At 69.5% G+C, this 26,249-nt stretch carries 23 protein-coding genes and 1 tRNA gene; 19 read left to right on the forward strand and 5 right to left on the reverse strand.

The window, feature by feature from the left end:
• The first annotated feature begins 71 nt into the window (after window positions 1-71).
• The 9 genes from G6N75_RS07660 to G6N75_RS07700 all read left to right on the forward strand — a co-directional run bounded on the left by G6N75_RS07660 (window position 72) and on the right by G6N75_RS07700 (window position 10,273).
• Window positions 72-2,399 carry a PAS domain S-box protein gene (locus tag G6N75_RS07660; protein WP_165347763.1) on the forward strand — a complete coding sequence of 776 codons (2,328 nt, stop codon included), beginning with the start codon at window positions 72-74 and terminating at the stop codon, window positions 2,397-2,399.
• Window positions 2,399-3,034, forward strand: a complete 636-nt coding sequence (gene fixJ / locus G6N75_RS07665) for a response regulator FixJ (RefSeq protein WP_165347764.1) — start codon at window positions 2,399-2,401, stop codon at window positions 3,032-3,034. The genes G6N75_RS07660 and fixJ overlap by 1 nt, the downstream gene beginning before the upstream one ends.
• Window positions 3,035-3,161: 127 nt before the next feature.
• Window positions 3,162-3,569: a response regulator gene (locus G6N75_RS07670; RefSeq protein WP_165347765.1), complete on the forward strand. Its 408-nt coding sequence runs from the start codon at window positions 3,162-3,164 to the stop codon at window positions 3,567-3,569.
• A 112-nt stretch (window positions 3,570-3,681) separates the two neighbouring features.
• Window positions 3,682-4,815, forward strand: coding sequence for an L-dopachrome tautomerase-related protein (locus tag G6N75_RS07675; protein ID WP_165347766.1), 1,134 nt, complete (start codon window positions 3,682-3,684; stop codon window positions 4,813-4,815).
• Between the two features lie 327 nt (window positions 4,816-5,142).
• The gene (gene acsA / locus G6N75_RS07680) at window positions 5,143-6,921 is read left to right on the forward strand and encodes an acetate--CoA ligase (RefSeq protein ID WP_165347767.1); all 1,779 of its coding nucleotides are present in this window, start codon (window positions 5,143-5,145) and stop codon (window positions 6,919-6,921) included.
• Window positions 6,918-7,907, forward strand: a complete 990-nt coding sequence (pdhA, locus tag G6N75_RS07685; protein ID WP_165347768.1) for a pyruvate dehydrogenase (acetyl-transferring) E1 component subunit alpha — start codon at window positions 6,918-6,920, stop codon at window positions 7,905-7,907. Before acsA ends, pdhA begins: the two co-directional genes overlap by 4 nt.
• Window positions 7,904-8,887, forward strand: a complete 984-nt coding sequence (locus G6N75_RS07690) for an alpha-ketoacid dehydrogenase subunit beta (protein ID WP_165347769.1) — start codon at window positions 7,904-7,906, stop codon at window positions 8,885-8,887. The genes pdhA and G6N75_RS07690 overlap by 4 nt, the downstream gene beginning before the upstream one ends.
• Window positions 8,880-10,031, forward strand: a complete 1,152-nt coding sequence (locus G6N75_RS07695; RefSeq protein WP_165347770.1) for a dihydrolipoamide acetyltransferase family protein — start codon at window positions 8,880-8,882, stop codon at window positions 10,029-10,031. Before G6N75_RS07690 ends, G6N75_RS07695 begins: the two co-directional genes overlap by 8 nt.
• A complete protein-coding gene (locus G6N75_RS07700) occupies window positions 10,028-10,273 on the forward strand; it encodes an acyl carrier protein (protein WP_165347771.1) in 246 nt (81 codons plus the stop codon). The genes G6N75_RS07695 and G6N75_RS07700 overlap by 4 nt, the downstream gene beginning before the upstream one ends.
• Here G6N75_RS07700 and G6N75_RS07705 read toward each other — a convergent pair.
• Window positions 10,249-11,058 (reverse strand): M48 family metallopeptidase, encoded by an 810-nt coding sequence (locus G6N75_RS07705; protein WP_165347772.1) that lies wholly within the window; start codon window positions 11,056-11,058, stop codon window positions 10,249-10,251. The two genes, G6N75_RS07700 and G6N75_RS07705, sit on opposite strands and share 25 nt — an antisense overlap.
• A 162-nt stretch (window positions 11,059-11,220) precedes the next feature.
• Here G6N75_RS07705 and G6N75_RS07710 point away from each other — a divergent pair, with 162 nt between their 5' ends.
• The 4 genes from G6N75_RS07710 to G6N75_RS07725 all read left to right on the forward strand — a co-directional run bounded on the left by G6N75_RS07710 (window position 11,221) and on the right by G6N75_RS07725 (window position 15,993).
• A complete protein-coding gene (locus tag G6N75_RS07710) occupies window positions 11,221-12,825 on the forward strand; it encodes an NAD(P)/FAD-dependent oxidoreductase (protein WP_165347773.1) in 1,605 nt (534 codons plus the stop codon).
• A 75-nt stretch (window positions 12,826-12,900) separates the two neighbouring features.
• The gene (locus G6N75_RS07715; RefSeq protein WP_165347774.1) at window positions 12,901-13,275 is read left to right on the forward strand and encodes a hypothetical protein; all 375 of its coding nucleotides are present in this window, start codon (window positions 12,901-12,903) and stop codon (window positions 13,273-13,275) included.
• Window positions 13,276-13,378: 103 nt separating this feature from the next.
• Window positions 13,379-15,682, forward strand: a complete 2,304-nt coding sequence (locus tag G6N75_RS07720; protein WP_165347775.1) for a TonB-dependent receptor — start codon at window positions 13,379-13,381, stop codon at window positions 15,680-15,682.
• A gap of 77 nt (window positions 15,683-15,759) precedes the next feature.
• The gene (locus tag G6N75_RS07725; RefSeq protein ID WP_165347776.1) at window positions 15,760-15,993 is read left to right on the forward strand and encodes a hypothetical protein; all 234 of its coding nucleotides are present in this window, start codon (window positions 15,760-15,762) and stop codon (window positions 15,991-15,993) included.
• Window positions 15,994-16,012: 19 nt separating this feature from the next.
• Here the strand turns inward: G6N75_RS07725 and G6N75_RS07730 are convergent, their stop codons facing one another.
• Window positions 16,013-16,366, reverse strand: coding sequence for a NifB/NifX family molybdenum-iron cluster-binding protein (locus G6N75_RS07730; RefSeq protein WP_165347777.1), 354 nt, complete (start codon window positions 16,364-16,366; stop codon window positions 16,013-16,015).
• A 261-nt stretch (window positions 16,367-16,627) separates the two neighbouring features.
• On the opposite strand from G6N75_RS07730, the gene G6N75_RS07735 reads away from it, so the two are divergent.
• The 4 genes from G6N75_RS07735 (at window position 16,628) to G6N75_RS07750 (ending at window position 22,228) form a co-directional block, all read left to right on the forward strand.
• Window positions 16,628-17,764, forward strand: a complete 1,137-nt coding sequence (locus G6N75_RS07735) for an OmpA family protein (RefSeq protein ID WP_165347778.1) — start codon at window positions 16,628-16,630, stop codon at window positions 17,762-17,764.
• Between the two features lie 157 nt (window positions 17,765-17,921).
• Window positions 17,922-19,682, forward strand: a complete 1,761-nt coding sequence (locus G6N75_RS07740) for a choice-of-anchor I family protein (protein ID WP_165347779.1) — start codon at window positions 17,922-17,924, stop codon at window positions 19,680-19,682.
• Window positions 19,683-19,889: 207 nt separating this feature from the next.
• Entirely contained in the window at window positions 19,890-21,539 is a 1,650-nt protein-coding gene (locus tag G6N75_RS07745) for an alkaline phosphatase (protein ID WP_206202998.1), read from the forward strand.
• Window positions 21,540-21,724: 185 nt separating this feature from the next.
• The gene (locus G6N75_RS07750) at window positions 21,725-22,228 is read left to right on the forward strand and encodes an OB-fold nucleic acid binding domain-containing protein (protein WP_165347780.1); all 504 of its coding nucleotides are present in this window, start codon (window positions 21,725-21,727) and stop codon (window positions 22,226-22,228) included.
• Window positions 22,229-22,465: 237 nt separating this feature from the next.
• On the opposite strand, the gene G6N75_RS07755 is transcribed toward G6N75_RS07750, so the two are convergent.
• The 3 genes from G6N75_RS07755 to G6N75_RS07765 form a co-directional block, all read right to left on the reverse strand.
• Window positions 22,466-22,539: transfer RNA gene (locus tag G6N75_RS07755), tRNA-Gly, on the reverse strand.
• A gap of 106 nt (window positions 22,540-22,645) precedes the next feature.
• Entirely contained in the window at window positions 22,646-23,587 is a 942-nt protein-coding gene (locus G6N75_RS07760; RefSeq protein WP_165347781.1) for an alkyl sulfatase dimerization domain-containing protein, read from the reverse strand.
• Complete coding sequence (locus G6N75_RS07765) at window positions 23,538-24,539, reverse strand: hypothetical protein (protein WP_165347782.1); 1,002 nt, start codon at window positions 24,537-24,539, stop codon at window positions 23,538-23,540. The genes G6N75_RS07760 and G6N75_RS07765 overlap by 50 nt, the downstream gene beginning before the upstream one ends.
• Window positions 24,540-24,650: 111 nt before the next feature.
• On the opposite strand from G6N75_RS07765, the gene G6N75_RS07770 reads away from it, so the two are divergent.
• Window positions 24,651-25,415, forward strand: a complete 765-nt coding sequence (locus G6N75_RS07770) for a Crp/Fnr family transcriptional regulator (protein WP_165347783.1) — start codon at window positions 24,651-24,653, stop codon at window positions 25,413-25,415.
• On the forward strand, window positions 25,382-26,245 hold the full coding sequence (locus tag G6N75_RS07775) for a VOC family protein (RefSeq protein WP_165347784.1): 864 nt from the start codon (window positions 25,382-25,384) through the stop codon (window positions 26,243-26,245). Before G6N75_RS07770 ends, G6N75_RS07775 begins: the two co-directional genes overlap by 34 nt.
• Window positions 26,246-26,249 lie beyond the last annotated feature (4 nt).

The following is a 26,249-nucleotide window of genomic DNA, read 5'->3' on the forward strand; positions in this document are numbered from 1 at the left end:
GTCCGCCGTCGCCACCCCGGCCACGCGCCGGCGGAAGCGGCTTCGACAGCAGCAGGATCGCAACGCACGAGATGAACAGCTCCGTCACCATCCCGGCCCGGCAGGGCGGCACGACACCGGCCGAGAGCCGGCTCTCCGCGCTGCTCGACGCCACCCCCGACGCGGTGGTGCTGATCGACGGCAGCGGCGTGATCGAGACCTTCAACCCCGGTGCCGAGCGCATTTTCGGGTACCGCTCGGACGAGATCGTCGGCCGGAACATCTCGCTGCTGATGCCGAAGCCGTTCCAGGCCAATCACGACGAGTACATCCGCCGCTACCAGCGCACCGGCGAAGCCCGCTTCATGCTGGCGCCGCGCGAGGTCGAGGCCTGCCGCAAGGACGGCACGGTATTCCCGGCCGAGGTGTCCGTCGGCCAGGTGGACGCCGAGCCCGGCCGCCTGCCCAGCTTCATCGGCATCATTCGCGACATCAGCGAGCGGATGGACGCCGAGGCCCGCCTGCACCAGGTCGAGGCCAACCTGGTGACGGCCCAGTCGCTGGCGCATGTCGGCAGCTTCGAAGGCGACTGGCCCGCCGCCGAGACGAACTTCTGGTCCGACGAGTTCTTCCGCATCGCCGGCATCGACCCCGCGACGGGACCGATGGGCCCGCGGGAATTCGTGCGCCGCTTCGCCCACCCGGAGGATCGCGAGCGGGTCGAGGCGCGTCTCGCGGAAGACGTCCGCAAGGCTTCCGGTGGCGGCGAGCTGGAGTACCGGATCATCCGCCCGGACGGCACGGTGCGGCACATCCAGACGATCTACCAGATCGTCCCGGACCCGGCGACCGGGGCGGGACGCATCCAGGGCACCATCCTCGACCAGACCTTCCGCCGCCAGGCGGAGGAAGCGCTGCGCCGCGAGCGCGACCGCGCCCAGCGTTATCTCGACCTGGTGAACGTGATGATCATCGCGGTGGACCGCTACGGCCGGATCACCCTGGTCAACCGCAAGGCCTGCGAGCTGTTCGGCTGTCCCGAGCACGAGATGCTGGGCAAGGATTTTTTCGCCACCTGCCAGCCGCCGGGCTTTGCCGGGCGTTCCCGGATCCTGTTCGAGGAAGCGCTGGCGGGCCGGGAGGCGGGCTTCAGCCTGCTCGAGGGCCCGGTCATCTCCCGGGACGGGCATACCCGCCGCGTGTTCTGGCGCAACCAGTTCCTGCGCGACGAGACCGGCCGGATCAACGGCGTGCTCAGCGCCGGCGAAGACGTCACCGAGCAGCGCGAGACGGAGTCCCAGCTGCGCCAGGCCGAGGAAGAGCTGCGGCTCATCTTCCGCCGCGCGCCGGTGGGGATGGCGACCCTGGCGGCGGCCCACGAGGTCGACGGCCATTACCTCTCGGTCAACCAGGCGCTGTGCAACATGCTCGGCTACACCGAGGGCGAACTGCTGGCCCGCTCGGTGCGCGACGTCACCCCGACCGAGGACATGGCCGAAACGCAGCGCCAGTTCCGGCTGCTGCTGACCGGCGGCGACACGGTGAAGTACGAGAAGCGCTTCTTCCACAAGGACGGTTCGATCGTCCATGCCATGGTTCACCTCAGCGTCATCGCGGATCATGCCGGGCGGCCGTCGCTGATCGTCAGCCAGATCCTGGACCGGACCGACGTGGTGCTGGCGGAGATGGAAGCCCGGCGGCAGCGCGAGCGCCTCGCCCACGTCGCCCGGCTGGGCACCATGGGCGAGATGGCGGCCGGCATCGCCCACGAGCTCAACCAGCCGCTGGCGGCCATCGCCAATTACACCCAGGCCTGCCAGCGCCTGCTCGCGGCGGGCGACATGGACCCGGAGGAACTCGGCCAGGTGCTGGGCCGTGTCACCGGCCAGGCGCGCCGCGCCGGCGACGTCATCCAGCGGCTGCGCGCGTTCGTGCGCCGCCACACCCCGGACCGCCGCAACCGCGACGCCAACGAGCTGATCCACGAGATCCTGCCGCTGGTGGAAATGGACTGCCGCTCGCACGAGGTCGAGCTGGAACTGGCGCTGCAGGAAGACCTGCCCCGGGTGCAGGTCGACGGCGTCCAGCTGCAGCAGGTGTTGCTCAACCTGACCCGCAACGCGGTCGAGGCGATGAACGCCTGCGAGCCGGACACCCGGCGCCTCGAAATCCGCACCCGCTGCAGCGGGCAGGACGAAGTCGAGATCTGTGTCGAAGACGCCGGGCCGGGCGTCCCCGATACCCTGCTCGAGCAGCTGTTCGAGCCGTTTTTCACTACCAAGCCCGAGGGCATGGGCCTCGGGCTGTCGCTGAGCCGCTCCATCATTGAAGCGCACGGCGGCACATTGCGATACGATTCTGCCCCGGAAAAAGGCAGTATTTTCCGGATCGGGCTGCCCACGGCACCGGAGGAGGAGTGATGGCGTCCAACGAGGCAACGGTTTTCATTGTGGATGACGACGAGGCGGTCCGCGATTCGCTGGGCCTGCTGTTGCGTTCGGTCGGTTACCGGGCCCGCTGTTACGCCAGCGCCAAGGATTTCCTGAAAGCCTTCGATCCACGCGACTACGGCTGCATGGTGCTCGATATCCGCATGCCCGGCATGACGGGGCTGGAGCTGCAAAAGCACCTGTCCGAGATCGGCTGCAACATCCCGATCGTGTTCATCACCGGCCACGGCGACATCCCGATGGCCGTGGAGGCCGTGCGGCTGGGCGCCGTGGACTTCCTGCAGAAGCCCTTCGAAGACCAGGAACTGGTCGATCGCATCAATGACGCCCTCAGGCAAGCCGCCGAGCAGCGCGAAGGCGAGCTCGAGCGCCTGGAGATCCTCGACCGCATCGACAGCCTGACCGCGCGCGAAAAGCAGGTCATGGGGCAGGTGGTGCTGGGCAAGGCGAACAAGGTCATCGCCGGGGACCTGGGCGTCAGCCAGCGGACGGTGGAAATCCACCGCGCCCGCGTGATGGAGAAAATGCAGGCGAACTCCCTCGCGCACCTGGTCCGGATGGTCATGGTCGCCGAGGCGCAGGGCACCCCCCCGCCCGCGGCTTAGGTAGATGTTCGTATTTCCTTGCCGGAAGCGAGTTTCAATACTCGCATAGCGACTAAAAGAAAATCAGAGAGGACGTCGGCTCCGAGCGGGCTGGCGGAATCGCTAGTCTTATCCGGTTCGGAAATCCATGGCCCCAGTCTCGGGAAGTATCGCTGAGGCACAACAGGCGACGATCTGCGTCGTAGCCGGTGACCCCCGGGAGCGGGAATCACTGTCCCACCTGTTGAGCCACCTGCAGCATCCGGTCAGCGCCTTCGCCTCGGCGGAAGCGCTGCTGGAAGAAGTGGACCCGACGCACATAGGCGTGCTGGTGGTCGATCTGGAGCTGCCCGGCCAGGGCGGTGTGGAGCTGCTGCAGGCGCTGCGGGCCCGCGGCTGCCCCGCCCCCACCATCATGCTGGCCGGTGAATCCGACGTCGCCACGGCCGTCGGCGCGATCCGCGCCGGGGCCATCGACTTCATCCAGAAGCCGGTCATCGACCGCATCCTCCTGCGCCGCGTGCGCGACGCGCTCGAGCAGCAGCCCGCAGCCTGAGCGGCTCCCGCCGGGGCGGACCGGATCCCCCCGCCACTTTGTGACACAGTTCCCCTCGCCGGGCCCGCCCTGCTCATAAGCTGGGGTTCGTATCGTTGCGGGACGGGTCGGCATGCAGTTCCTTGTCCGTTTGGTGATCACCCTGGTCGTCATCGTCGTATTGGCGGTGGCCGGCCTGCGCCTGTGGTTCGGCGACGGCGGCACCTACAAGGACCTGACCACCCAGCCGGCGATCGGGGAGCCCGGCCTCGAGACCGTGCTCGAGCACGGCTCGCCCATCGGCGCCGTCGCGGTGAGCGCCGCGGGGCGGATCTTTTTCGCCACTCATCCCGACATCCCCGTGACGGGTCCCCGGGTATTCGAATGGCGTGACGGCGAGGCGCGGCCGTTCCCGGCCGCCGCCACGCAGGCGAACCTCCTGGACACGCCGGCGGGGCTGGTCGTCGACCGGTTCGAACGCCTGTGGATCATCGATCCGGCGCGCCATGGCCTCGGGCGGCCGCGGGTGGTGGCGGTCGATCTCGCCAGCGGGCTGGTGACCCACGAGCATGTCTTCCCGCGCGAGGTCGCCCCGCGCGGCTCCTTCCTCCACGACCTGGAAGTCGATCCTGCCGGCCGCATGGTTTTCATCGCCGACACCAGCGTGTGGCGCAAGACTCCGGCCGTGGTGGTCTACGACTCGCTGACGCGCGAGTCGCGCCGGCGGCTGGAGGGGCACACTGCCGTCCGGGCCCAGGACTGGGTGCCCGGAACCAAGGTCCGCGAACTGCGCTATCTCGCCGGCCTGGTGCCGTACAAGCCGGGCCTGCACGGGCTGGCCCTGGACCCGACCGGCCGCTGGCTCTACCTGGCCGCCATGGCCAACGACACGCTCTATCGCGTGCCGGCCGCGACCCTGGCGGACCCCGCCGTCGGCGACGGCGAACTCGCCGCGGCGGTGGAGCCCGCCGGAGTGAAGCCGCTGAGCGACGGCCTGGTGGCGGACCTTGCGGGCAACGTCTTCGTCACCGACGTGGAACACGGCGCGGTGCTGCGCCTCGATCCCGCGGGCCGGCTCCAGACCATCGTCCGCTCGCCGCGCATCCGCTGGGCGGACAGCCTGTCCTTCGGCCCCGGCGGCTGGCTCTACCTGTCGGACAGCGCCCTGGCCGAGACCCTGTTGCAGACGCCCGGGACGGTGGACGACCGCGCGCCCTACCGGGTGTTGCGCTTCCGCCCCGGCGCCGTGGCCGCGCAGGCGCAATGAGTCACGCCGGCTAGGGACTTTCCGCAAAAGGCCCGGAACTTGACCCGAGTCAATATCCCCGGTCGCCGGACGCCCTATAAATAATCCCGGCAGTCGAGACCATAGGGAAGTGGCACCGGCCGGCACGCCATGGAGGCATTGTCGGCCGGTCTTTCCCGCAGCGGTCCCGGCTCCCGACACTCTCCTCTTGGTTTAGGCCCTCGTGACGCAAGCCCGGGGGCCTTTTTCTTGGGCGTCCGTAATTGTCCGCAGGGCATTCCCGGCGTGGCCGGACTAACCTCGATGGTAAGGGAGCAGGGACCTGCTCCCGCCACCGGGAGTCGGCTCATGAGCTACGAAACCCTGGCCGCAGACAGCAGTCGCCCGGGAGAGCCAACCGCCATCCTCGAGGACTACGAGCGCGCCTGCGGGACCTTCGACTGGGACGAAACGCGCCGCGCGCTCGGCCGGCCGCCGGCCGGGGGGCTGAACATGGCCCATGCGGCCGTCGACCGCTGGGTGGTCAACGGCCTCGGCAACCGGATCGCGATGCGCTTCATCAGCCGCCAGTGGGAGCGCCGGAACTACAGTTACGCTGCGCTCTCCGGCCAGGCCAGCCGCTTCGCCAACGTGCTCGACGGGCTCGGCGTCGCCGCCGGTGACCGCGTCTTCACGCTGGCCGGCCGGATTCCCGAGCTCTACGTCACCCTGTTCGGCGCCCTGAAGTTCGGCGCGGTTTACTCCCCGCTGTTCTCCGCCTTCGGCCCGGAGCCCGTCGCCGCGCGGCTCGAGATCGGCGGCGGGCGCGTCCTGGTCACGACGACGTCCCTCTACCGGCGCAAGGTCCTGCCGGTCCGCAACCGGCTCCCCGCGCTCGAGCACGTGCTGCTGGTCGATGCGAGCGGCGCCGAACTGCCGCCGGGCACCCGCAGCTTCCCCGAACTGATGCGCGCGGCCGCCGACACGTGGCGGATCCCGCCGACCGACCCGGAAGCGCTCGCGCTGCTGCACTTCACCAGCGGCACCACGGGCAAGCCCAAGGGAGCGATGCACGCCCACGAGGCGGTCGTGGCGCACTACGCCACCGGGCGCTACGCGCTCGACCTCCACCCGGGCGACGTCTACTGGTGCACGGCCGACCCCGGCTGGGTCACCGGGATCTCCTATGGCGCGATCGCGCCGCTGGCCAACGGCGTGACCATGATCATCGACGAGGAGGAGTTCGACGCGGCGCGCTGGTACCGCATCCTCGCGGAGGAGCGGGTCAACGTCTGGTACACGGCGCCGACCGCCATCCGCATGCTCATGAAACAGGGCAAGGAACTGGCGGCCGCGCATCACTACGACCGCCTGCGCCATCTCGCCAGCGTCGGCGAGCCCCTCAATCCCGAAGGCGTGGTATGGGGCAAGGAGGTCTTCGGCCGGCCGTTCCACGACACCTGGTGGCAGACGGAGACCGGCGCCATCATGATCGCCAATTTCCGCGGCGCCGAGGTCCGGCCGGGCTCCATGGGCCGGCCGGTGCCGGGGATCGAGGCGGCGATCGTGCGCGTCCGCCGGGACGACGAGGGCAACCCCGTCGCGGCCGAGCCGGTCACCACGCCCGACACCGAGGGCGAGCTGGCGCTGCAACCCGGCTGGCCGTCGATGTTCCGGGGCTATTTGGGCAACGAGGCGCGCTACCGGCGCTCCTTCGCCGACGGCTGGTACCTGTCCGGCGACATGGCGAAGCGCGACGGCGACGGCTGGTACTGGTTCGTCGGCCGGGCCGACGACGTGATCAAGTCCGCCGGGCACCTGATCAGCCCCTTCGAAGTCGAGAGCGTCCTGCTGGAACACCCGGCAGTCGCCGAGGCCGGCGTCATCGGCCTGCCGGACCCCGTGGCCGGCGAGGTGGTCAAGGCCTATGTGGAACTCAAGCCGGGCCACGCCGGCGGCGACGAGCTGGCGCTGCAGCTCATCGGCTTCGCCCGCAAGCGGCTGGGCGCGGCACTGGCGCCGCGCAGCATTGCCTTCAGCAGCCAGCTGCCCAGGACCCGCAGCGGCAAGATCATGCGCCGCCTGCTCCGGGCCCGCGAGCTCGGGCTGCCCGAGGGCGACACCTCGACCCTGGAGCAGGGCAAGTGAGCAGGGCGGACACCGAGCTGCCCGGCCGCGAGGAGGGGCTGCAACTGCTGCGCGGGATGCAGCGCATCCGCCGTTTCGAGGACCGGGCCGCGGAGTTGTACTCGGCCATGAAGATCCGGGGCTTCCTGCATCTCTACAACGGCCAGGAGGCGGTGGCCGTCGGGGTGCTGCAGGCGCTGCACGAGGACGACGCCGTGGTCGCCACCTACCGTGAGCACGGCCACGCGCTGGCAGCCGGCCTGCCCATGGGCGAGGTCATGGCCGAGCTCTACGGGCGCGAGCAGGGCTCGAGCGGCGGCCGGGGCGGCTCGATGCATATCTTCGATGCCGAGCATCGCTTCTACGGCGGCCAGGCGATCGTCGCCGGCGGCCTGCCCCTGGCGGTCGGGCTGGCGCTGGCGGACCAGATGCAGCACCGGCCGCGCGTGACCGCCTGCTTCTTCGGCGAGGGGGCCGCGGCCGAAGGCGAGTTCCACGAGGCGCTCAATCTCGCCGCGCTGTGGACCCTGCCGGTCCTGTTCGTGTGCGAGAACAACCTCTACGCCATGGGCACGGCCCTGGGCCGCTCCCAAGCGGAGACCGACATCCATGCCCGGGCCGGCGGCTACGGGATCGAGTCGACGGCGCTCGACGGCATGGACGTGGTGGCGGTGGCAGCGGCGGCGCGCGCCGCCGTGACAGGGATCCGCGAGGACGGCAAGCCGCGCTTCCTGGAATGCCATACCTACCGCTTCCGGGCTCATTCCATGTTCGACGCCCAGCTGTACCGCCCGCGGGAGGAAATCGAGGCCTGGAAGAAACGCTGCCCGATCATGGGGCTGCGCCAGCGGCTGCTGGCCGCGGAGCTGGCCACGGAGGCGGACTTCGCTGCCCTGGAGCAGGACATCGAGGCCGAAGTCGAGGCTGCGGTGGCCTTCGCCGAGGCCGGCAGCTGGGAGCCCGTGGAGCAACTGGCAAGTCACGTGATGACGGAGCGCGAGGCATGAGCGCCGCGCGGACCACTTACCGCGAGGCGGTGCGTGCGGCGATCCGGGCCGCGCTGCTGGACGACGAGCGCGTGTTCCTGATGGGCGAAGACGTCGGTTCCTACGGCGGCTGTTTCGGCGTGAGCAAGGGGCTGCTGGAGGAGTTCGGGCCGGAGCGGATCCGCGACACGCCGCTGTCGGAATCCGGCTTCACCGGCGCCGGCATCGGCGCGGCGCTGGGCGGCATGCGCCCCATCGTCGAGATCATGACGGTGAACTTCAGCCTGCTGGCGCTGGACCAGATCGTGAACAGCGCGGCCACTATCCGGCACATGTCGGACGGGCAGTTCAGCGTGCCGCTGGTGATCCGCATGGCGACCGGCGCCGGCCGCCAGCTGGCTGCCCAGCACTCCCACAGCCTCGAATCTTTCTACGCCCATGTGCCCGGGATCCGGGTCGTGGCGCCGGCGACCCTGGAGGACGCCCGCGGCATGCTGCCCGCTGCCCTGGCGGACCCGGACCCGGTAGTGATCTTCGAACACACCTCGCTGTACAACCTCGAGGGCGAGCTGGCGGAGGACGCCGGCGCGGTCGACCTCGACCGCGCCGCGATCCGGCGGCCGGGCCGGGACGTCACGCTGGTCACCCACGGCGGCAGCCTCGCCAAGACGCTGGCGGCCGCGGCCACGCTGGCGGAGGAGGGGATCGAGGCCGAGGTCATCGACCTGCGCAGCCTGCGGCCGCTGGACGACGCGACCATCATCGCCTCGGTGTCCCGGACGCGCCGCGCGGTGATGGTCGACGAGGGCTGGCGGACCATGAGCCTTGCGGCCGAGCTGGTCACGCGCATCGTCGAGCAGGCCTTCTACGAGCTCGACGCGCCGCTGGCCCGTGTCTGCACGGCAGAAGTGCCCATCCCCTATCCCGCCCACCTGGAGCAGGCCGCGCTGCCCAGCGCGGACAAGATCGTAGCGGCCGCAAGGAGACTCACCGGTGGCTGATTTCCTGATGCCCTCGCTGGGCGCCGACATGGATGAAGGGACCCTGGTCCAGTGGGAGGTCGCCCCCGGCGACACCGTCAGGCGCGGCCAGGTCGTCGCAGTGGTCGAGACCGCCAAGGGTGCGATCGACGTCGAGATCTTCCGCGACGGGGTGGTCGAGGAACTGCTGGTCGAGCCCGGCACGACCGTGCCCGTCGGCCAGCCGATCGCGCGCCTGCGGGAGTGCGGGGAGGCCGAGCCCACCCCCGGGCCCGCGCCCGCGCCCGCGACCGCGACCGCCGAACCCGACACGGCGCGGGTGCGGGCCTCGCCCGCGGCGCGCCGCCAGGCCGAGGCGCTCGGCATCGACCTCGAAGCCCTGGCGGGCAGCGGCCCCGACGGCGCCATCACCCTCGAGGACGTCGGGCGGGCGGGCAGCGCCAGGGAGAGCATGGCAGAGGCCGTGGCGCCGGCGCCGGCAAAGCCCGCCGCGCCAGGCCGACCCGTCGACATCCGCGGCGCCATCGCCGCGGCGATGAGCCGGGCCAAGCGCGAGATTCCGCACTACTACCTGGGCCACTGGGTCGACCTGTCGCCGGCCAACGAGTGGCTCGCCGACTGGAACGCCTCGCACCCGGTCGCGGAACGGCTCCTGCCGGCGGTACTGATGCTGCGCGCCGTGGCGCTGGCCGCGGCCCGGTTTCCCGACTTCAACGGCTTCTGGCGCGACGGCAAGTTCGTCGCGGGCGATGGCGTGCACGTCGGCACCGCGATCTCGCTGCGGCGCGGCGGCCTGGTGGCGCCGGCGCTGAAGAACGCCGACCGGCATTCCCTGCCGGAGCTGATGGACGCTTTTCGCGACCTCGTCGGCCGCGCCCGGGCAGGTCGCCTCACCGGCTCCGAGCTCCTCGGCGGGACGATCACCGTCAGCAGCCTCGGGGAACAGGGCGTCGAGGAAGTCTACCCGGTCATCTACCCGCCACAGGTCGCCATCGTGGGCTTCGGCACGCCGGTCGAGCGCCCCTGGGTGGTCGGGGGACGCATCGAGCCGCGCTGGCTGGTGCGCGCCACGCTGGCGGCCGACCACCGCGTCAGCGACGGTCGCCGCGGCGCACTGTTCCTCGAGGCGGTGACCGGCTTGCTGCAGGAACCGGAGACCCTATGAAGACTGATGAGCTGGAGCGCGTGATGCGCACCGCGCTGGCGGGCGTCGCACCGGACCTCGAGTTCGACGAGCTGGACCCGGAAACGCCGATCCGCGACCAGGCCGACTTCGACTCGATGGACACCCTGAATTTCGCCATCGCGCTGAGCCGGGCGCTCGGGATCGACATCCCGGAGTCGGACTACCCCCACCTCGCCAGCCTGGCGGAGTGCCGGCGTTACCTCGCGATGCGGACCGGGTAGACCGGGCGCTCGCCGGGCGCCTCGTACAGCGGCATCATCCGGGGCACCAGTGCCGCGAGCTTCTCCTGGCGGTTGCCCGGCGAGGGGTGGGTGCTCAGGAACTGCGGCGGCCCGTCGCCGCCGGCCTCCGCCATCTTGCGCCACAGGGTGACGGCCGCCTCGGGGTGGTAGCCCGCGCGCGCCGCCAGCTCGATGCCGATGAGATCCGCCTCGGTCTCGGCGGTGCGGCTGAAGGGCAGGTTGACCGCCAGCGTCGCGGCCACCGCGGCGCCGGCCATGGCGCGCGCGTCCTCCGTCTTGATGCCTACTGCGATCACGCCCAGCTGGCTGGCCATGGCCACGGACATCTTCTCGGCCGTGTGGTTGGCCAAAGCATGCGCGATCTCGTGGCCCATGACCTGGGCGATCTCGTCGTCGGTGGCCTGGGTCTGCTCGATCAGGCCGGTGTAGATGGCCATGCGGCCGCCGGCCATCGCCCAGGCGTTGACGGTCTCGGGATCGTCGATGACGGCGACACTCCATTCCCAGTCGGCGGTCTTGGGGAACTGCTGCACGGCCTGGGCAACGAGCCGGCCGGTGATGAGCTGCACGCGCTCGATCAGCGCCTCGTCCTTGCTGAGCAGGCCCTTCTCCTCGAAGGCCGCCATCTGCTGCAGATAGGCGGTGCGGGACGCCGCGATCGCCTGGTCGGGGGAAACCAGCATCAGCTGGCGACGGCCGGTCGGGCTGGTCGCGCAAGCCACCAGGACCACGGTCAACACGGCGGTGAGGAAGGCTTTCTTCATCGGGGACGACCTCGCAAGGGCGCTGGGCCGGCCCCGGGGCCGGCGGGCATAGCCGCTATTCTAGTCGACAGTCGCAGGATATCGCGCTGCAGGGGACCGCAGTTGGTGCCGCGGCCGGGGGCGGCTAGAGTGGCACGGTAGCACCCCGACCCGGAACCAGGCATGCACCGACCAGCCAGCGACACGCTCATAATCGGCGGCGGCCACAACGCCCTGGCCTGCGCCGCCTACCTGGCCGCGGCGGGACAGCAGGTGACGGTGCTCGAAGCCCGGGCCGTGGTCGGCGGCGCCGCCGTGACCGAGGAATTCCATCCCGGCTTTCGCAACTCGAGCTGCAGCTACACGGTGAGCCTGCTCCACCCCGACGTGATCCGGGAGCTGCGCCTGGCGCAGCACGGGCTGAGGATCGTCGAGCGCCCGATGGCGAATTTCCTGCCGCTGCCCGGAGGCGACGCCTTCCGCTTCGGCGGCGAGTGGACCCTGCCGGAGGTGGCGCGCTTTTCCCGCCGGGACGCCGAGCGGCTGCCGGCCTGGAACGCGATGCTCGAACGGGTGGCGGACGTGCTGCGCGCCCTGGCTACCGAGATCCCGCCGAACGTGTCAGACCGCTTCGTGCTGGCGGACTGGCTGGCCTCCTGGTCGGTGGCGCGCAAGCTCAAGGGACTCGACATGCGCGGCCGCCGCGACCTGCTCGAGCTCTTCACCCGCAGCGCCGGGGAGCTGCTGGACCACTGGTTCGAGGCCGAGCCGCTGAAGGCAGTGCTCGGCTGGGACTCGATCGTCGGCAACTTCGCCAGCCCCTATGCGCCGGGCAGCGCCTACGTGCTGCTGCACCACGTCTTCGGCGAGGTGAACGGCAGGCGAGGCGCCTGGGGCCACGCCATCGGCGGCATGGGCGCCATCAGCGAGGCCATCGCGGCCGAAGCGCGGGCGCGGGGGGCCGAGATCCGGACCGGCGCGCGGGTCGCGCAGGTGCTGGTGCGTGACGGCCGGGCAGCGGGCGTGGCCCTGGCGGACGGCACCGAGCTGGGCGCCCGGCGCGTGGTCGCCGGCGTCAACCCGAAGCTGCTCTACACCCGGCTGTTCGAGCCGGCCGATCTCGACCCCGAGCTGCTGGCGCGCTTCGCGCGCTACCGCTGCGGCTCGGGCACCTTCCGTATCAACGTGGCGCTGGCCGAGCTGCCGGACTTCCGCGCCGCCCCCGGGACCCGCCTGCAGCCTCACCATGGCAGCGGCATCCTGGTCGGGCCTTCCCTGGGCTACTTCGAGCGCGCCTGGATGGACGCCCGCTCGAGGGAACACAACCCCGGCTGGGCGCGCGAGCCGGTGGTGGAACTGGTGATCTCCTCGGCCCTCGACGACTCGCTGGCGCCGGCCGGGCAGCACGTGGCGAGCCTGTTCTGCCAGCACGTGAATCCCGAGCTGGACGACCCCGAGGGGGGCGGCTGGGACGCCCACCGCGAGACCTTTGCCGACCTGGCGATCGCGACCGTCGACCGGCACGCGCCGAACTTCGCCGCCAGCATTCTCGGCCGCCGGGTCCTGTCGCCGCTGGACCTGGAGCGCGAGTACGGGCTGCTGGGCGGCGACATCTTCCACGGCGCGCTCGGGCTCGACCAGCTGTTCAGCGCCCGCCCCCTGCTCGGCCAGGCCGATTACCGCGGCGCCGTGCCCGGGCTGTATCTCTGCGGCTCGGGCACCCATCCGGGCGGCGGCGTCACCGGCCTGCCCGGCCGCAACGCGGCGCGCGCCATCCTGCGTGACTGAAGCCGGCCCGTCGCCCGGCAAATTAGAATCAGTTAAAGTTCAGGCACCGGCCTCTGCCTGACACGGTCCCCTTCGTTGGCCCACCCACCCCGTCCCGGAAGCTCCCGTCTCGCCGCCGCCCTGCTGCTCCTGGCGCTGGGTGCGCGCGCGCTGGTGCCGGAGGGATTCATGCCGGCCAACGGGGAGCTGGTGGAGCTGTGCACCGAGCACGGCCTGCAGCGGCTGCTGATCGACCCCGGCAGCGGCGAGATCCTCGGGGCGGGAGACGACACCGCTACGTCGACCTGTCCCTGGTCGGTCATGCTCACCACGCTCGCCCCGCCGGTGCTGCCTGCCGCAGCGCCGCCGGCTTTCGCCGTGCACGAGACACCCCCGCGCTCGACCCTGCCGCGGCTGGTGCCCGACCGGCCCCTCCTGCCCCCGGCCCGCGCCCCGCCCCGCCTCGCCTGAGCTGAATCGTCCAGCCGTCCGGCGCCGCGCGCGCCGGGTCGGCGCGCCTTGCACCGGCAGCACTACCCGCTGCCTCCAGCACTCCGTATGACGAGGCCATTTCATGACCCGTAGCCCGATTCCGGCCGGCCGCCTGCTGCTGGCCATCTCCCTGACGTTCACGGCATATCCTTCATTCGCGCAGGCCGCGGGCGAAGAGGCCGAGAGCAAGGCCGAGGCGCAAGCCGCCTCGCTCACCCAGATCACGGTCGCCGGCGACCCGCTCCAGGACCGCCGGCCCGGGGCGCTCGGCGTGGACGCCGCGACCCTGCGCCTGCTGCGGCACGCGACCAGCGATACCGCCAGCCTCCTCCGGGAGGTGCCGGGCGTGAACCTGAACGCGGCCGGCGGTGTCTCGAGCCTGCCGTCGATTCACGGGCTGGCCGACGACCGCCTGCGGATCAAGGTCGACGGCATGGACCTGGTCGCCTCCTGCCCGAACCACATGAACCCGCCGCTGTCCTACGTCGACCCGGGCAACGTCGGCGAGATCAAGGTCTTCGCCGGGATTGCGCCGGTCAGCGTGGGCGGCGACAGCATCGGCGGCACCATCTCGGTGGAGACCCTGGGGCCGGAGTTCGCGCCGCCCGGCGAAGACCGCCTGACCTCCGGCGAACTGGGCACGTTTTACCGCAGCAACAACGGGGCCTTCGGCGGCAATGCCTCCGCCAGCCATGCCACGCAGGCGGCCAGCATCCGCTACGACGGCAGCTGGAGCCAGGCCGACAATTACACGGCCGGCGGCGACTTCAAGACCGATACCGCCACCGGCCGCCCCGGCCGCACGCTGCCGCTGGACGAAGTCGGCTCGACGGCCTACGAGACCGCCAATCACACCCTCGGCCTGGCGCTGAAGCGCGGCAGCAACCTGTTCGACGCCGAGCTGGGCTACCAGGACATGCCCGAGCAGCTCTTCCCGAACCAGCGCATGGACCTGCTGGACAACGAGCAGGCGCGCATCAACCTGGCCTGGAGCGGGGCCTTCTCGGGCGGCAGCTTCAGGACCCAGCTCTACCACGAGCAGGTCGATCACTTCATGGACTTCGGCCCGGACAAGCGGTTCTGGTACGGCGCGCTCTCGCAGCCTCCGGCAGCCCCGGAAACGGGCACTCCCTGCGATCCCGTGGGCTTCATGAGCTGCGCCGCCGGGATGCCGATGTACAGCGAAGCCGACACCACCGGCGCCTCGCTCAAGGCCCAGTTCGATCTCTCGCCGGCCGACCTGGTGCGGGCGGGCGTCGAGTACCAGCGCTATCGCCTCGATGACTACTGGACCGCCTCCGGCGGCGCCATGTGGCCCGGCACCTTCCTCAATATCAACGACGGCGAGCGCGACCGCATCGGCGTGTACGCCGAGCGCGAGACGCAGATCGATGCCCGCTGGCTGGCCCTGGTGGGCGCCCGCCTCGAGCGCGTGGATACCGACGCCGGCGACGTGCGGGGCTACGCCACGGCCCCGCCTGCCCCGGGCAACCAGATCGAGGATGCGGCGGCCTTCAATGCCCGCGACCGCGAGCGCACCGACTACAACGTCGACCTGGCGGCGCTGGCACGCTACCAGGCCAGCGACACGCTGGACATCGAACTCGGCGCGGCGCGCAAGGTGCGCTCACCGAACCTCTACGAGCGCTACACCTGGTCCACCTGGCCGATGGCCGCGATCATGAACAACACGGTGGGCGACGGCAACGGCTACGTGGGCGATATCGACCTGGATCCCGAGACCGCCTACAAGCTGTCCGCCAGCTTCGCCTGGCGTGCAGCCGACGAGAGCTGGGAGTTCACGGCCACGCCCCACTACGCCCGCGTCGAAGACTACATCGACGCCGTGCCGCTCGATCCCGCCACGTTCCAGGCCGGGCAGTTCAACGTCCTGCGCTACGCCAACCAGTCGGCCCGCCTGTTCGGCATCGACCTGTCGGGGCAGGTGGCGCTGGGGAGCGGCGCCTGGGGCGAATGGGAGCTCAGGGGACTGGTCAACTACGTCGACGGCGAGAATCGCGACACCGGCGACGAGCTCTTCAACATCATGCCGCTCAACGCCCGGCTCACCTTGATCCACCAGCACCGCGGCTGGGACAACGCCCTGGAATGGGTCATGGTGAGCAGCAAGGACGAGGGCTCCGACGTGCGCAACGAGATCCGGACGCCGGGCTACGGGTTGCTCAACCTGCGGGCCAGCCACGCCTGGCAGCGGGTGCGGGTCGATTTCGGCGTCGAGAACCTGTTCGACAAGCTCTACTTCCTGCCGACGGGCGGCGCCTACCTGGGCCAGGGCACCACCATGCAGATCAACGCCATCCCCTGGGGCACGGCGGTACCGGGCATGGGGCGTTCGATCTATGCCGGCGTGACGGTCAGCTTTTGAGCTGCGTGAAGCCACGATGAAGCCCGCCGGGGCGGCCGGTTAAACTGGCCGCCCCGTATTTTCCTGCGGACGAAGCGATGAACGCGGCACAAAGAGAACTCTTCGAGGGGCTGGGCCTGGCGGCGCTGGCCTGGATTTTCACGGCCGGCATGCTGTACGGCGCTTTCGTGGCTTTCGGCAAGGCCGACTGGTTGCGCTTCGTGCCCTTCGGCGTGCTGGGCGTGGCCGGGCTCTACTGGAGCGTCCGCTTCACCCGGGCGCAGTTCGCCGCCTACGAGGCAGAGAAGTCGGGGGCTCGGCGCGGGCAATAGGGACCGGTCGGGCCCGGCGTCAGTGGTGGCAGTGGCAGTCCGCGCCCGCGGCCGCCTCGGGCAGCTCGCCCGCGAGCCATAGCCGCACCGCCCGCTCCGGGTCCTTCTCGTCGGTCACCACCGCGCGGATACCGTGGCGGGCCAGGCGGGTGCTCAGCCCGTTGCCCATGCCGCCCACGATCAGCACGTCGACCTCCTGCAGCGGCGGCGGAATGGCCGGCGCCAGGTCGTGGAAGCACTGTTCCTTCGGCAGCTCGATGAGCTCGCGGGCATGCAGCTCGGGTTCGGTGCTGTCGAAAATCCAGAAGCGGCGGCAGCGGCCGGCGTGACCGGTGACCTCGCGGCGGTTCTGGCTGGCGACGGCAATCTTCATGTCCTGGCCTCGTTATTCGGATCCAGGCGCCATTATTCGTCGTCTCGCGCGGCGGCCGGTATCGTGGAATCCCGGTGCAGCACGGCCAGGTCCGCCGAGGCGCGACCCGGACAAGGCGGCCGGAAGGTGTGGCAATCGGGTCAATTACTTATAGCCGTCGGCCCCGATTTGTCCTATATGGAGGCCATGTCGCTCGAGCTTTAGCAATGCCTCGGGTGGTTGTTACGTGGACATCCACAGGGACTGATTGAGGAAAACAAGATGAAGAAGACTGCACTGGGCCTGGCGGTCGCCGCCGCACTCTGCTTAACCATTCCAGCCACCGCGCTGGCCGAGAAGGGCGACTGGCTGCTGCGCGCCGGCGCCAGCAGCGTCCAGCCGAAGGACGACAACCTGGTTTTGGGTCCCGGCGTCATACTGCAGGTCGACGACGACGACCGCTTCACCTTCGACGTCACCTACATGATCCGCGACAACTGGGGCATCGAGCTGCTGGCTTCCGACACCTGGAACCATGGCTTCACGGTGCCAGGCGCGGGCATCTCCGGCGTGGTCGAGCACCTGCCGCCGACGCTCAGCCTGCAGTACCACTTCCTGCCCGAGGCACGCATCCGGCCTTATGTCGGCGCCGGCCTCAACTACACCATCTTCTCCAACGAAACGAGCAACGCCGGGAGCCTGAACCTGCGCGGCTCCTTCGGGCCGGCCGTCCAGGCGGGCGTGGACATCGGCATCACCAGGAACATCTTCGTCAACGGCGTGGTGCGCTGGATCGACATCGATTCCGACGCCAGCCTGGGCGGCGCTGATATCGGCACCATCGAGATCGACCCGATCATCTATGGCGTCCACCTGGGTTATCGCTTCGGTCGCCCGGAACCGGTCGCCGCCCCGGTGGCGCGTGCCGCCGAGCCCCCGCCGCCTGCCCCGGCACCGCCGCCGCCTCCGCCGCCGCCCCCGCCGCCCGCAGATTCGGACGGTGATGGCGTGCCGGACTCGATCGATCGTTGCCCGACCACACCGATGGGCGCGCGCGTCGATTCGTATGGCTGCAGCTGTGATTTCACGATGTCGCTCGCCTTCGAGTTCGGCTCGGCCACCCTGTCTGCGGCTGACAAGGCCATGCTCGACGAGATCATTCCGACGCTCCGCGACCTGACCTTCATCCGCGGCGTGATCGCCGGCCATACCGACAGCGTCGGACCCGAGGCCTACAACCAGCAGCTCTCCGAGCGGCGTGCCCAGGCAGTCAAGGACTACCTGGTCGCCAACGGCGTGCCGGCCCAGGAGTTCAGGGTGGTCGGCTATGGCGAGTCCATGCCCGTCGCGACCAATGACACGGCCGAAGGCCGCGCCATGAACCGCCGCGTGGTCCTGGAACGGGTCGACTGCGACTAGACGCCTTACGGACAGCAACCCACCGGACCCCGGCGGCCGCGAGGCCGCCGGGGTTCTTTTTTTGGCCGTCGCCGCGTTGTCATTGCGCGGTCATCCTGCCTTAATCTGCCGTGGCCATCCTCCTGCGTTTCTTGTCACAGTTCGCAGGAGTGAGCCCATGCGGAATTGGAAAGCGGTGGCCGTGGCTGCCTCGGTGATCATTCTGGGCGCCGGCCTCGCCGGCTGCGAGGGAGACGACGGGGCGGACGGGGCACCCGGCGCCACTGGCGCCACCGGCCCGGCCGGGCCCGCCGGCGCTACAGGACCCGCCGGACCCGCCGGACCCGCCGGCGCTACAGGACCTGCCGGACCCGCAGGCCCGCAGGGCCCGGCGGGAACCACCGAAGTGCTGGTTGACCTGAACCTGGTCGGTCGCTATTCGTCCGGCCTGTTCGACGAGAGCGCTGCCGAAATCGTCTCCTACGACCCCACCACCCAGCGCCTGTTCGTGATCAATTCCGCCGCCGTCGCGGTCGACGTGCTCAACCTCGCCGACCCGTCCAACCCCGTGCTGCTGGACACCATCGACGCCAGCGCCGAGGGCGGCGGCGCCAACAGCGTGGATGTCTATGACGGCGTGGCGGCGGTGGCCATCGAAGCCGCCGTCAAGACCGATCCCGGCAAGGTCGTGTTCTACGACACCTCGACCCTGGCCAAGATCAGTGAAGTGACGGTCGGCGCCCTGCCCGACATGCTCACCTTCACCGCGGATGGCAGCGCCGTGCTGGTGGCGAACGAGGGCGAGCCCAACGAGGGCTACACGATCGACCCCGAGGGTTCGGTGAGCGTGATCGACCTGACGGCCGGCGTGGCCAATCCGACCGCGGCCACGGCCACCTTCACGTCCTTCAACGCCCAGATCGACGAACTGCGGGCCGCCGGCGTAAGGATCTACGGCCCGGGCGCCACGGTTGCCCAGGACCTGGAGCCCGAGTACATCGCCATCTCCCCCATCAGCGACATCGCCTGGGTGGCGCTGCAGGAAGCGAACGCCGTGGCTGCGCTCGATTTCTCCGACCTTGCCGCGCCGGTCATCGCTGCCGTCCTGCCGCTCGGGTTCAAGGACCACATGGTGCTCGGCAACGAGCTGGATCCCAGCGACCGTGACCCGGACGGCGATCCTCAGATCCGGATTCGCAACTGGCCGGTCTTCGGCATGTACCAGCCGGACGCCATTGCCGCCTACGAGTTCAACGGCAGGACCTACTACATCACCGCGAACGAGGGCGACGACCGCGACGACTTCATTCCGGGCGAAGAGACCTCCCGGATCAGCGGCATCACGCTCGACCCGACCGCGTTCCCGAATGCTGCCGAACTGCAGGCCAACGATGCCCTGGGCCGGCTGGCGGTCACGACCTTCGACGGCGACATTGACGACGACGGCGACTTCGACCGGCTCTACGCCCTCGGCGGCCGCTCCTTCTCGATCTGGGCGGACGACGGCACGCAGGTATACGACAGCGGTTCCGAGTTCGAGCGGATCACGGCGCAACGTTACCCGCGGAACTTCAACGCCAACAACGACGAGAACGACCCCGAGGGCCGCAGCGACAACAAGGGCCCCGAGCCTGAAGGCGTCGTCCTCGGCCAGATCTCGGGCCGCACTTTCGCCTTCATCGGCCTGGAGCGGATCGGCGGCATCATGGTCTATGACGTGACCAACCCGCAGAGCCCGGACTTCGTGCAGTACGTCAACTCGCGTGACTTCAGCAAGGACCCGGAGACCGAGCTGGCGCTGGTCGGCGATCTCGGGCCCGAGGGCCTGGAATTCATCCCGGCCGACGACAGCCCCATCGGCGTCCCGCTGCTGGCCGTCGGCAACGAGGTCAGCGGCACGACGGCGATCTACCGGATCGACGTCATCGTCCTCCCCTGATCGGTTCCGACCGGTCACTCGGGGCGCCCTGGCAGCAGGGCGCCCCTTTTTTTCCATTGCAGCAAGCCTCAGCAGCACCGGCCAAATAGTTTCATCAAGCAGTCGCGTCAGCTTCACGAGTTCCCGGCAGAGTCTGGGATGAACCGGCGGGTAGCCACCAGCCGGGCTTCAACCCTTCAACTGTGCCCTAGGATAAGGAGCGGAGTCATGCGGCATCAGCGATTAACAATTTTTTCTCTTACGGCCATCACCACCGCCCTGCTGGCGGTAGCGATGTCGGCCCAGGCGAAGCCGCCTGCCGGCAAGGGCTACTCGATGGACAACTTCCCGCCCGCGGCCAGCGGTCCCGCGGCGGGCAATGGCAAGGCCCACGGCAAGAAACAGCTGCGACGCGGCCCGAAGGGCAACGTGATCTTCATCCATCCCGACGGCACCGGCCCCAACCACTTCGCCGCCGGGCGGATGTACTGGGAAGGCCCGGATGCGGTCAGCGCCTGGGACAAGCTGCCCAACATGGCCTCGTACCGCGGCCACATGACCGACCGGCTGACCGGCACCTCGAACGGCGGCGCCACCGTGCACGCCTTCGGCTACAAGGTGCTCGGCCCCGGGTCCTTCGGCCGCGACGGCGGCGAGCCGGGCCGCGAGATCCTCGCCCTGTCCGGCTATCCCGGCAGCATCCTGCGCGAGGCCGCCAACAAGGGCCACCCCACCGGGGTCGTGAACGACGGCGACCTGCCCGAGCCCGGCACCGGCGCCTTCTTCGCCGAGGTCGCCGATCGGGGCGAGTCGAACGAGATCGCCCGCCAGCTGATCGACGGCCGGCCGGGCTTCGAGTACGAGGACAGGCCGCTGGTGGTGGCAATGGGCGGCGGCGAGGGCTTCTTCCTGCCCGAAGGCACCCCGTTCTGCACCGACGTGATCACGCCGGACTGCGCGGTGCATATCGACCAGGTCAGCGGCAGCGGCCCGGACCGCGAGGACGGCCGCAACCTGGTCCAGGAGGCTATCGACGCCGGCTGGATCGTGCTGCGCACCCGCCAGGAGTTCGATGACTTCCGTGTCGCGCTGAAGGCCAATCCCCGGTGGAAGCCGCGGGTCCTCGGGCTGTTCGCGCGCGACGACATCTTCAACGACCGGCCGGAGGAGGTCCTGCTCGCGCTCGACCTGGTTGACGACACACGCAGCCCGGACGACAAGCGGGGAGCCATCATCACCCACGGCAGCAAGCCGGGCACGCTCGGCTACAACCCGCCCACGGCGGCCGAGATGACCGAAGTCGCCATCGAGGTGCTGGATCGCTGGTCGCGTCACAGCCGCAAGCCCTTCTACCTCGTGACCGAGGTGGAGTCGACCGACAACATGGGCAACAACAACAACGCCATCGGCACCCTCGTCGGGCTGGACCACTCCAATGGCGTGATCCAGGCGGCGCTCGATTACCTCCGGCGCAACCGCAAGACCCTGATCGTCACGGCGGCGGACAGCGACGCGGGCGGCATGCAGGTGGTCTCGACCAGCTCGGAGACCGCCGGCTCGCTGAACTACAACCCGACCGGGGACTCCAGCGAGAACGTCCCGGCGCCGCTGGACGGCATCGAGGGACGGGGCAGCGCCACCTTCGTGGCCGAGCCCGACCAGTTCGGCCAGGAGCTACGCTTCGCGATTTCCTGGATCAGCACCCCCGACGTGGCGGGCGGTATCGTGTCGCGCGCAGCCGGCCTCAACGCCAGGTTGCTGAACTCGGCCTTGGCGCCGCGCTTCGACAGCCTCGACATCTACCGCATCTCTTACCTGACGCTGTTCGGCGAGGAGCTGCCGTTCCCGGAGGGCGAACTCGCGCCTGATCGCTTCTGATCGGCGCCTGCCGCTACCTGAAGCGCCGCCCCGGCCTTCCGCCGGGGCGGCTCTTTTTTGAGCCGGCTGCCCTTCCAGGCGGAACCGGGAAGAAGATGCCGCTGTCCGTTATAATGCCCGCTCGATTCTTGCCGGCTCGAGTCCGAAAGGCCGACCCGGCCAAAACACGAACCGGAGATTCCGCCGTGCCTCAAACCAAGTATTTTTACGTCATCGCCCTGGGCAGCCTGTTCGCCCTCGCCGGCTGCGGCCAGGAAACCAGCGCGCCGGCGCCTGCCGCCCCGGCGGGATCCGCCGCGCCGATGTCCGCAGAGCAGCCGCATCCCATGCCGACCGCCGAAGTGGCCGACGTGGACCTGTCCGGGATCGAGACGCCCGAGGGCGGCGTGACCATCGCCGAGCTCTACGCCGGCAAGGCCGAGCTCGCCGGCCAGACCGTCACCGTCCGGGGCAAGGTGGTGAAGGTGAACGCCGACATCATGGGCCGCAACTGGGTGCACCTGCGCGACGGTTCGGGCGCCGAGGGGACCAACAACCTGGCCGTCACGACCAACCAGCTGCCCAACGTCGGCGACACGGTGCTGGTCACCGGCACCCTCGAGTCCGACAAGGATTTCGGCATGGGCTACACCTACGAGCTGATCATCGAGCAGCCGGAGCTGACCGTGGAGGGTTACGGGGACCAGTAAGCCCCCGGGGTTCTCATCCCATCACCCGGAACGACGAAGCCCCCGCATTGCGGGGGCTTCTTTGTTCTGGAGCGGGTGATGGGAAAGACTCGGGCCATCCATGGCCCTCGCCCTGCGGGCGGCCTCGCTGCGCTCAGCCGTCCAAATCGGCACTCCTGCCGATTTGTCGAACCCGGTGGGTTCTCATCCCATCACCCGGAACGACGAAGCCCCCGCATTGCGGGGGCTTCTTTGTTCTGGAGCGGGTGATGGGAATCGAACCCACGTTCGTAGCTTGGGAAGCTACTGTTCTACCATTGAACTACACCCGCAGCTGACGCTGTGGCGCCTGATTCTACTGGCTCTGATGGCCCTAATCCATGCCCCGGAGCTCTGCGCCCCGGCGCCCGGAAGCGCACGCTGGCGACAGCCTGCGGCTTAGTGCTCCAGGCCGTGGTTGTATTCGCGGGCACCTTTGTCGTCGAGCACCCCCGGCCTGGTCATCGTCGGCGGCATCAGCCGGCTGCGGTCGAGCACGCGATCCAGCTCGGCGAGCGGTTCGCCGCCCTTCGCCGGTGCACCCTTGCCGAGGACGAAATCCGCCAGCTCGCCCCGCGTCACGTCGACGTGGCGCTCGCTGCGCGAGGCGACCGGGGTGATCACGAGCACACTGTTACGCAGCTGGACCCGCATGATCTGCGGTTCGCCTTCCACTGCGATAGTGAAGGCGAGCCGCTGGCCCTCGGCCTTGCGAGGATCGATCAGGTAGCGCACGAACTGCAGGTTCTGCTCGACCGGGATGACCACCAAGCGTTCGGCGCGCGGCGTGCCGAGAAAGGTGCGGAGCCCGGCCATCGTCTGCGGCTGTCCCTGCACCAGAAGCTTGCCCTCCATCTGCAGCGCCTCCGTGATGTAGAAGCCACGCGCGTTGGCCGAGTCCGTGCGCTGGCCGAGCGCGCGGGCCGCCGTCGCGTGAGCCGCACGTGCAGCCGGGTCGGCAGGATCGAGCGTTAGCAGCAGGGAGGTGAGCTTGAGTCCCCAGCGCCAGTTCGCGAGCCCCCCGTCGGCCACCGCCTGCGTGGCCATTTCCCGCACCGCCGCGCGGCCGCCCATCGCCTGCACCATGCGCTCGGCTTCTTCTTTTACCGAAAGCGGGTTGATCTGGTAGACCTCACCGTCGAACCAGCCGACGGTCCCGTTGTAGACCTGCCGGACGTGACTCTCCACCTGTCCGTACCCCTCACGTGCCTCACGCAGGTCGCGCGGCAGGTAGATCGACTCTGCCGCCTCGCGGGGGCCCAGGCCGCTCGCGAACAGGCGCAGCGCCTGGTCATGGATGATCTGCACCGAGTCGACGGAGCGCTCCAGCGCGTCCCGCACCACCTCTTCTCCCCGCAGCGTCCGGTTGTGGATGTCCAGCAGTATCTCGGCGTTCTTGGACTCGACCCAGCGCATCGTCGACGAGGATCTCGGGATTTCGGAACGCGCCGCCGCGCAGCGTGTAAATGTTGAAGATGGTGTCGATGACAAGGAAGTTGGTCACCATCAACCGGCGCTGCGGGAAGTAGAACGCGACGCTGTCCGTGGTGTCGGTGCGCATTGGCGCGACCTGGATGGGCTCACCGGCAATGACCAGATCGATGACCTGCCCGTCCGGGAACAGCTTCGTCGGCGGCTGGTAGCTCGACACGACCAGGAACTTGTCAGGGGTGAAGCTGAGCGCGTTCGGAAACGCGTCGGGACCTGTCGCCGGGTGGAACACGCCGAACTGCGCAGTGGCGCGCGAATTGAGATAGCCCCCCATGACGCTAACGCCGCCCGCGGCCCTTCGGTTGTGGTCCAGGTGCTCGTGGCCCCAGATTTCGGTCCCCTCGTCCAGCCACGCGGCGGTGCCATCGGCGTAGTGCCAGTCCGTGAGCAGGATGGCTGCGACGTTGATCTTCCGGCCGAGCGCCCGTTCCAGCGTCTCGCGCATTTCCGCGGCGGTCTGGGTGGAGTCGCCAGTGTCGACAATGATCCACCCATTCGCCGCCCCGATGGCCGAGCTGTGCGCGATGCCCCAGCCGCGCAGGGCATACACACCCGGGGCGACCGGCTCGGCGATCGTCCTTTCCGTCGCGCCCATCCGCTCATTGGCGGTGAGCGCCGTGGCCGTGGTGATGGCGCCATTGGGTCCCGTAACGGTCTCTGTGCCCAGCGACTGGTTATGCCAGGAAGCCGGCGGCGCCGACTCCCGGTTGCCACTCGCGGCGTCCGCCGCATTGGCGGTGAGGCTTGCCCCGAGCGCACAGGCGGCCAGGAGAAGGATGATGCTTGGCTTGCGGGGATTCATTGTGGCTACCTCGTGATGCGGCATGGGACCCGGCGCCAGACATCGCGTTGGCGTCGATACACCTTGGAATCCGAACTCAAATAGCACGCCGCAGCGACACGCATTGCGCAAATGGGGCAATTTCCGCCCAATCGGCAACGTCCGTGGATAAGCCCGCATGACCAAAATCCCTGCGCCGAGTGTTTCAGCCGGCTTTCCGCTCCGCGGCTGGTTCGCAGACACCCATCCCGGCTTCAGGCAGGCGATGCGGGGCGAGAGTTTTTCGGTGTCCGCTCAGGCGTAGTCACCATGCAGGGCAGGTTCACCCATCCGGATGCGGTGATGCTGCACATGCTGCGGGCCGGCGACTGGTTTGGCACCGCGCCGGTGCTGGCGGGCCGGAGCCGTCGCGCCACCGCAGTGGCGCGCACCGACGTGGAGCTCCTGCTCGTGCCCGGCGGGGAGCTGCAAGCGCTGCTGCGGCGCCACCCGGAGTGGATTGTCGATCTCGCGCGCGACGTGGTGTATTTCCTGGACGTCGCATTGCAGGGATCTGCCGACCTGCTGATCCGGGATGCCGCGGCGCGCTGCGCGGCCGTCCTGCTGCGCCTGGCCGGGCGGCGCTGGGCGTCTGGTCCGGATGCGCATTTGCCCGCCGACATCCCGGCTTCGCAGTCAGAGCTCGCGATGCTCTGTAACGTTTCCCGGAATACCTTCAGCCGCGTCGTGCAAGAACTCGCCAGCCGGCCGTGTTCCTGCCGATTCCGGACAATTCGCTGCAGCAAATGGGGGATATACTGCGACAGCCTGCCCCCGGTTGGCAGACGGCGCGCTCGCCGACCGCAAACGCTGAAGGAGAAACTATGCGAATCGCACTGGCACTGGCGACGATGCTGATGGTTGTCACGACAGCGAGTTGCACCACGGCCGGGAAACCCGCGCTCGACGGCATGTCGTTCACGGATGAGCCGCTCTCCGGCAAGGTCATCTGGAACGACCTCATTACCGAAGACATCGACGCCGCACGCCGCTTCTACGGCGGCCTGTTCGGCTGGTCGTTCGAGGAGATCAACAGGCCCGGCCGCACGGAGTACAACGTCGCGCGCCTCGGTGATGTCTTCGTCGCAGGGCTGCTCGCCGTCGATCGGCGCGCCGACGGACAGAGCGTCTCCCGCTGGCTGCCCTATGTCTCGGTCACTGACGTCGACGAAGCAGTGCAGCGCGGCGTAGGCCAAGGCGCCAGCGTGGCCGCGGCGGCAACAGATGTCGCCCTCGGCCGGGTGGCCGCCATCATCGACCCGCAGGGCGCGGTCATCGGTCTCGCCACCAGCCGGATCGGCGACCCGGACGACGCGACCACCCGGGCCGCACCCGGGCGCGTGGTCTGGCACGAGATGCTGGCAAGCGAGACCAGCGAAGCCGCAAGCTTCTACAGCGTGATTGCCGGCCTCGAGGCCAGGATGATCACCCGGCGCGGCGGCGAATACATACTGTTGTTACAGGAGGGAACGCCGCGGGCCGGCATCATGGCGCGGCCCAACGATGAAGTGCAGCCGGTCTGGCTGACGCATTTCGGTGTCAGCGACCCCGCCGTGGCGGCGCGGCAGGCAGAGTCGCTCGGCGGCCGGATCATAGTGCAGCCGTCGCCCGAGTTCCGGGACGGGACCATCGCCGTGGTGACCGACCCGAGCGGTGCGGTCCTGGTGCTGAGCAAGACGTCGATCTAGGGAG

It is taken from the genome of Thioalkalivibrio sp. XN8 (assembly GCF_011058255.1).
GTDB lineage: Bacteria > Pseudomonadota > Gammaproteobacteria > Steroidobacterales > XN24 > XN24.

What these genes read in the sequence shown, in the direction of transcription:
- G6N75_RS07710 (WP_165347773.1), top strand. Translation starts at nt 11,221, where the DNA reads ATGCACCGACCAGCCAGCGACACGCTCATAATCGGCGGCGGCCACAAC.
- G6N75_RS07730 (WP_165347777.1), bottom strand. Translation starts at nt 16,366, where the DNA reads ATGAAGATTGCCGTCGCCAGCCAGAACCGCCGCGAGGTCACCGGTCAC.
- G6N75_RS07670 (WP_165347765.1), top strand. Translation starts at nt 3,162, where the DNA reads ATGGCCCCAGTCTCGGGAAGTATCGCTGAGGCACAACAGGCGACGATC.
- G6N75_RS07770 (WP_165347783.1), top strand. Translation starts at nt 24,651, where the DNA reads ATGGGGCAATTTCCGCCCAATCGGCAACGTCCGTGGATAAGCCCGCAT.
- G6N75_RS07725 (WP_165347776.1), top strand. Translation starts at nt 15,760, where the DNA reads ATGAACGCGGCACAAAGAGAACTCTTCGAGGGGCTGGGCCTGGCGGCG.
- acsA (WP_165347767.1), top strand. Translation starts at nt 5,143, where the DNA reads ATGAGCTACGAAACCCTGGCCGCAGACAGCAGTCGCCCGGGAGAGCCA.
- G6N75_RS07735 (WP_165347778.1), top strand. Translation starts at nt 16,628, where the DNA reads ATGAAGAAGACTGCACTGGGCCTGGCGGTCGCCGCCGCACTCTGCTTA.
- G6N75_RS07675 (WP_165347766.1), top strand. Translation starts at nt 3,682, where the DNA reads ATGCAGTTCCTTGTCCGTTTGGTGATCACCCTGGTCGTCATCGTCGTA.
- fixJ (WP_165347764.1), top strand. Translation starts at nt 2,399, where the DNA reads ATGGCGTCCAACGAGGCAACGGTTTTCATTGTGGATGACGACGAGGCG.
- G6N75_RS07700 (WP_165347771.1), top strand. Translation starts at nt 10,028, where the DNA reads ATGAAGACTGATGAGCTGGAGCGCGTGATGCGCACCGCGCTGGCGGGC.
- G6N75_RS07775 (WP_165347784.1), top strand. Translation starts at nt 25,382, where the DNA reads ATGCGAATCGCACTGGCACTGGCGACGATGCTGATGGTTGTCACGACA.
- G6N75_RS07660 (WP_165347763.1), top strand. Translation starts at nt 72, where the DNA reads ATGAACAGCTCCGTCACCATCCCGGCCCGGCAGGGCGGCACGACACCG.
- G6N75_RS07690 (WP_165347769.1), top strand. Translation starts at nt 7,904, where the DNA reads ATGAGCGCCGCGCGGACCACTTACCGCGAGGCGGTGCGTGCGGCGATC.
- G6N75_RS07740 (WP_165347779.1), top strand. Translation starts at nt 17,922, where the DNA reads ATGCGGAATTGGAAAGCGGTGGCCGTGGCTGCCTCGGTGATCATTCTG.
- G6N75_RS07705 (WP_165347772.1), bottom strand. Translation starts at nt 11,058, where the DNA reads ATGAAGAAAGCCTTCCTCACCGCCGTGTTGACCGTGGTCCTGGTGGCT.
- G6N75_RS07720 (WP_165347775.1), top strand. Translation starts at nt 13,379, where the DNA reads ATGACCCGTAGCCCGATTCCGGCCGGCCGCCTGCTGCTGGCCATCTCC.
- G6N75_RS07765 (WP_165347782.1), bottom strand. Translation starts at nt 24,539, where the DNA reads ATGAATCCCCGCAAGCCAAGCATCATCCTTCTCCTGGCCGCCTGTGCG.
- G6N75_RS07745 (WP_206202998.1), top strand. Translation starts at nt 19,890, where the DNA reads ATGCGGCATCAGCGATTAACAATTTTTTCTCTTACGGCCATCACCACC.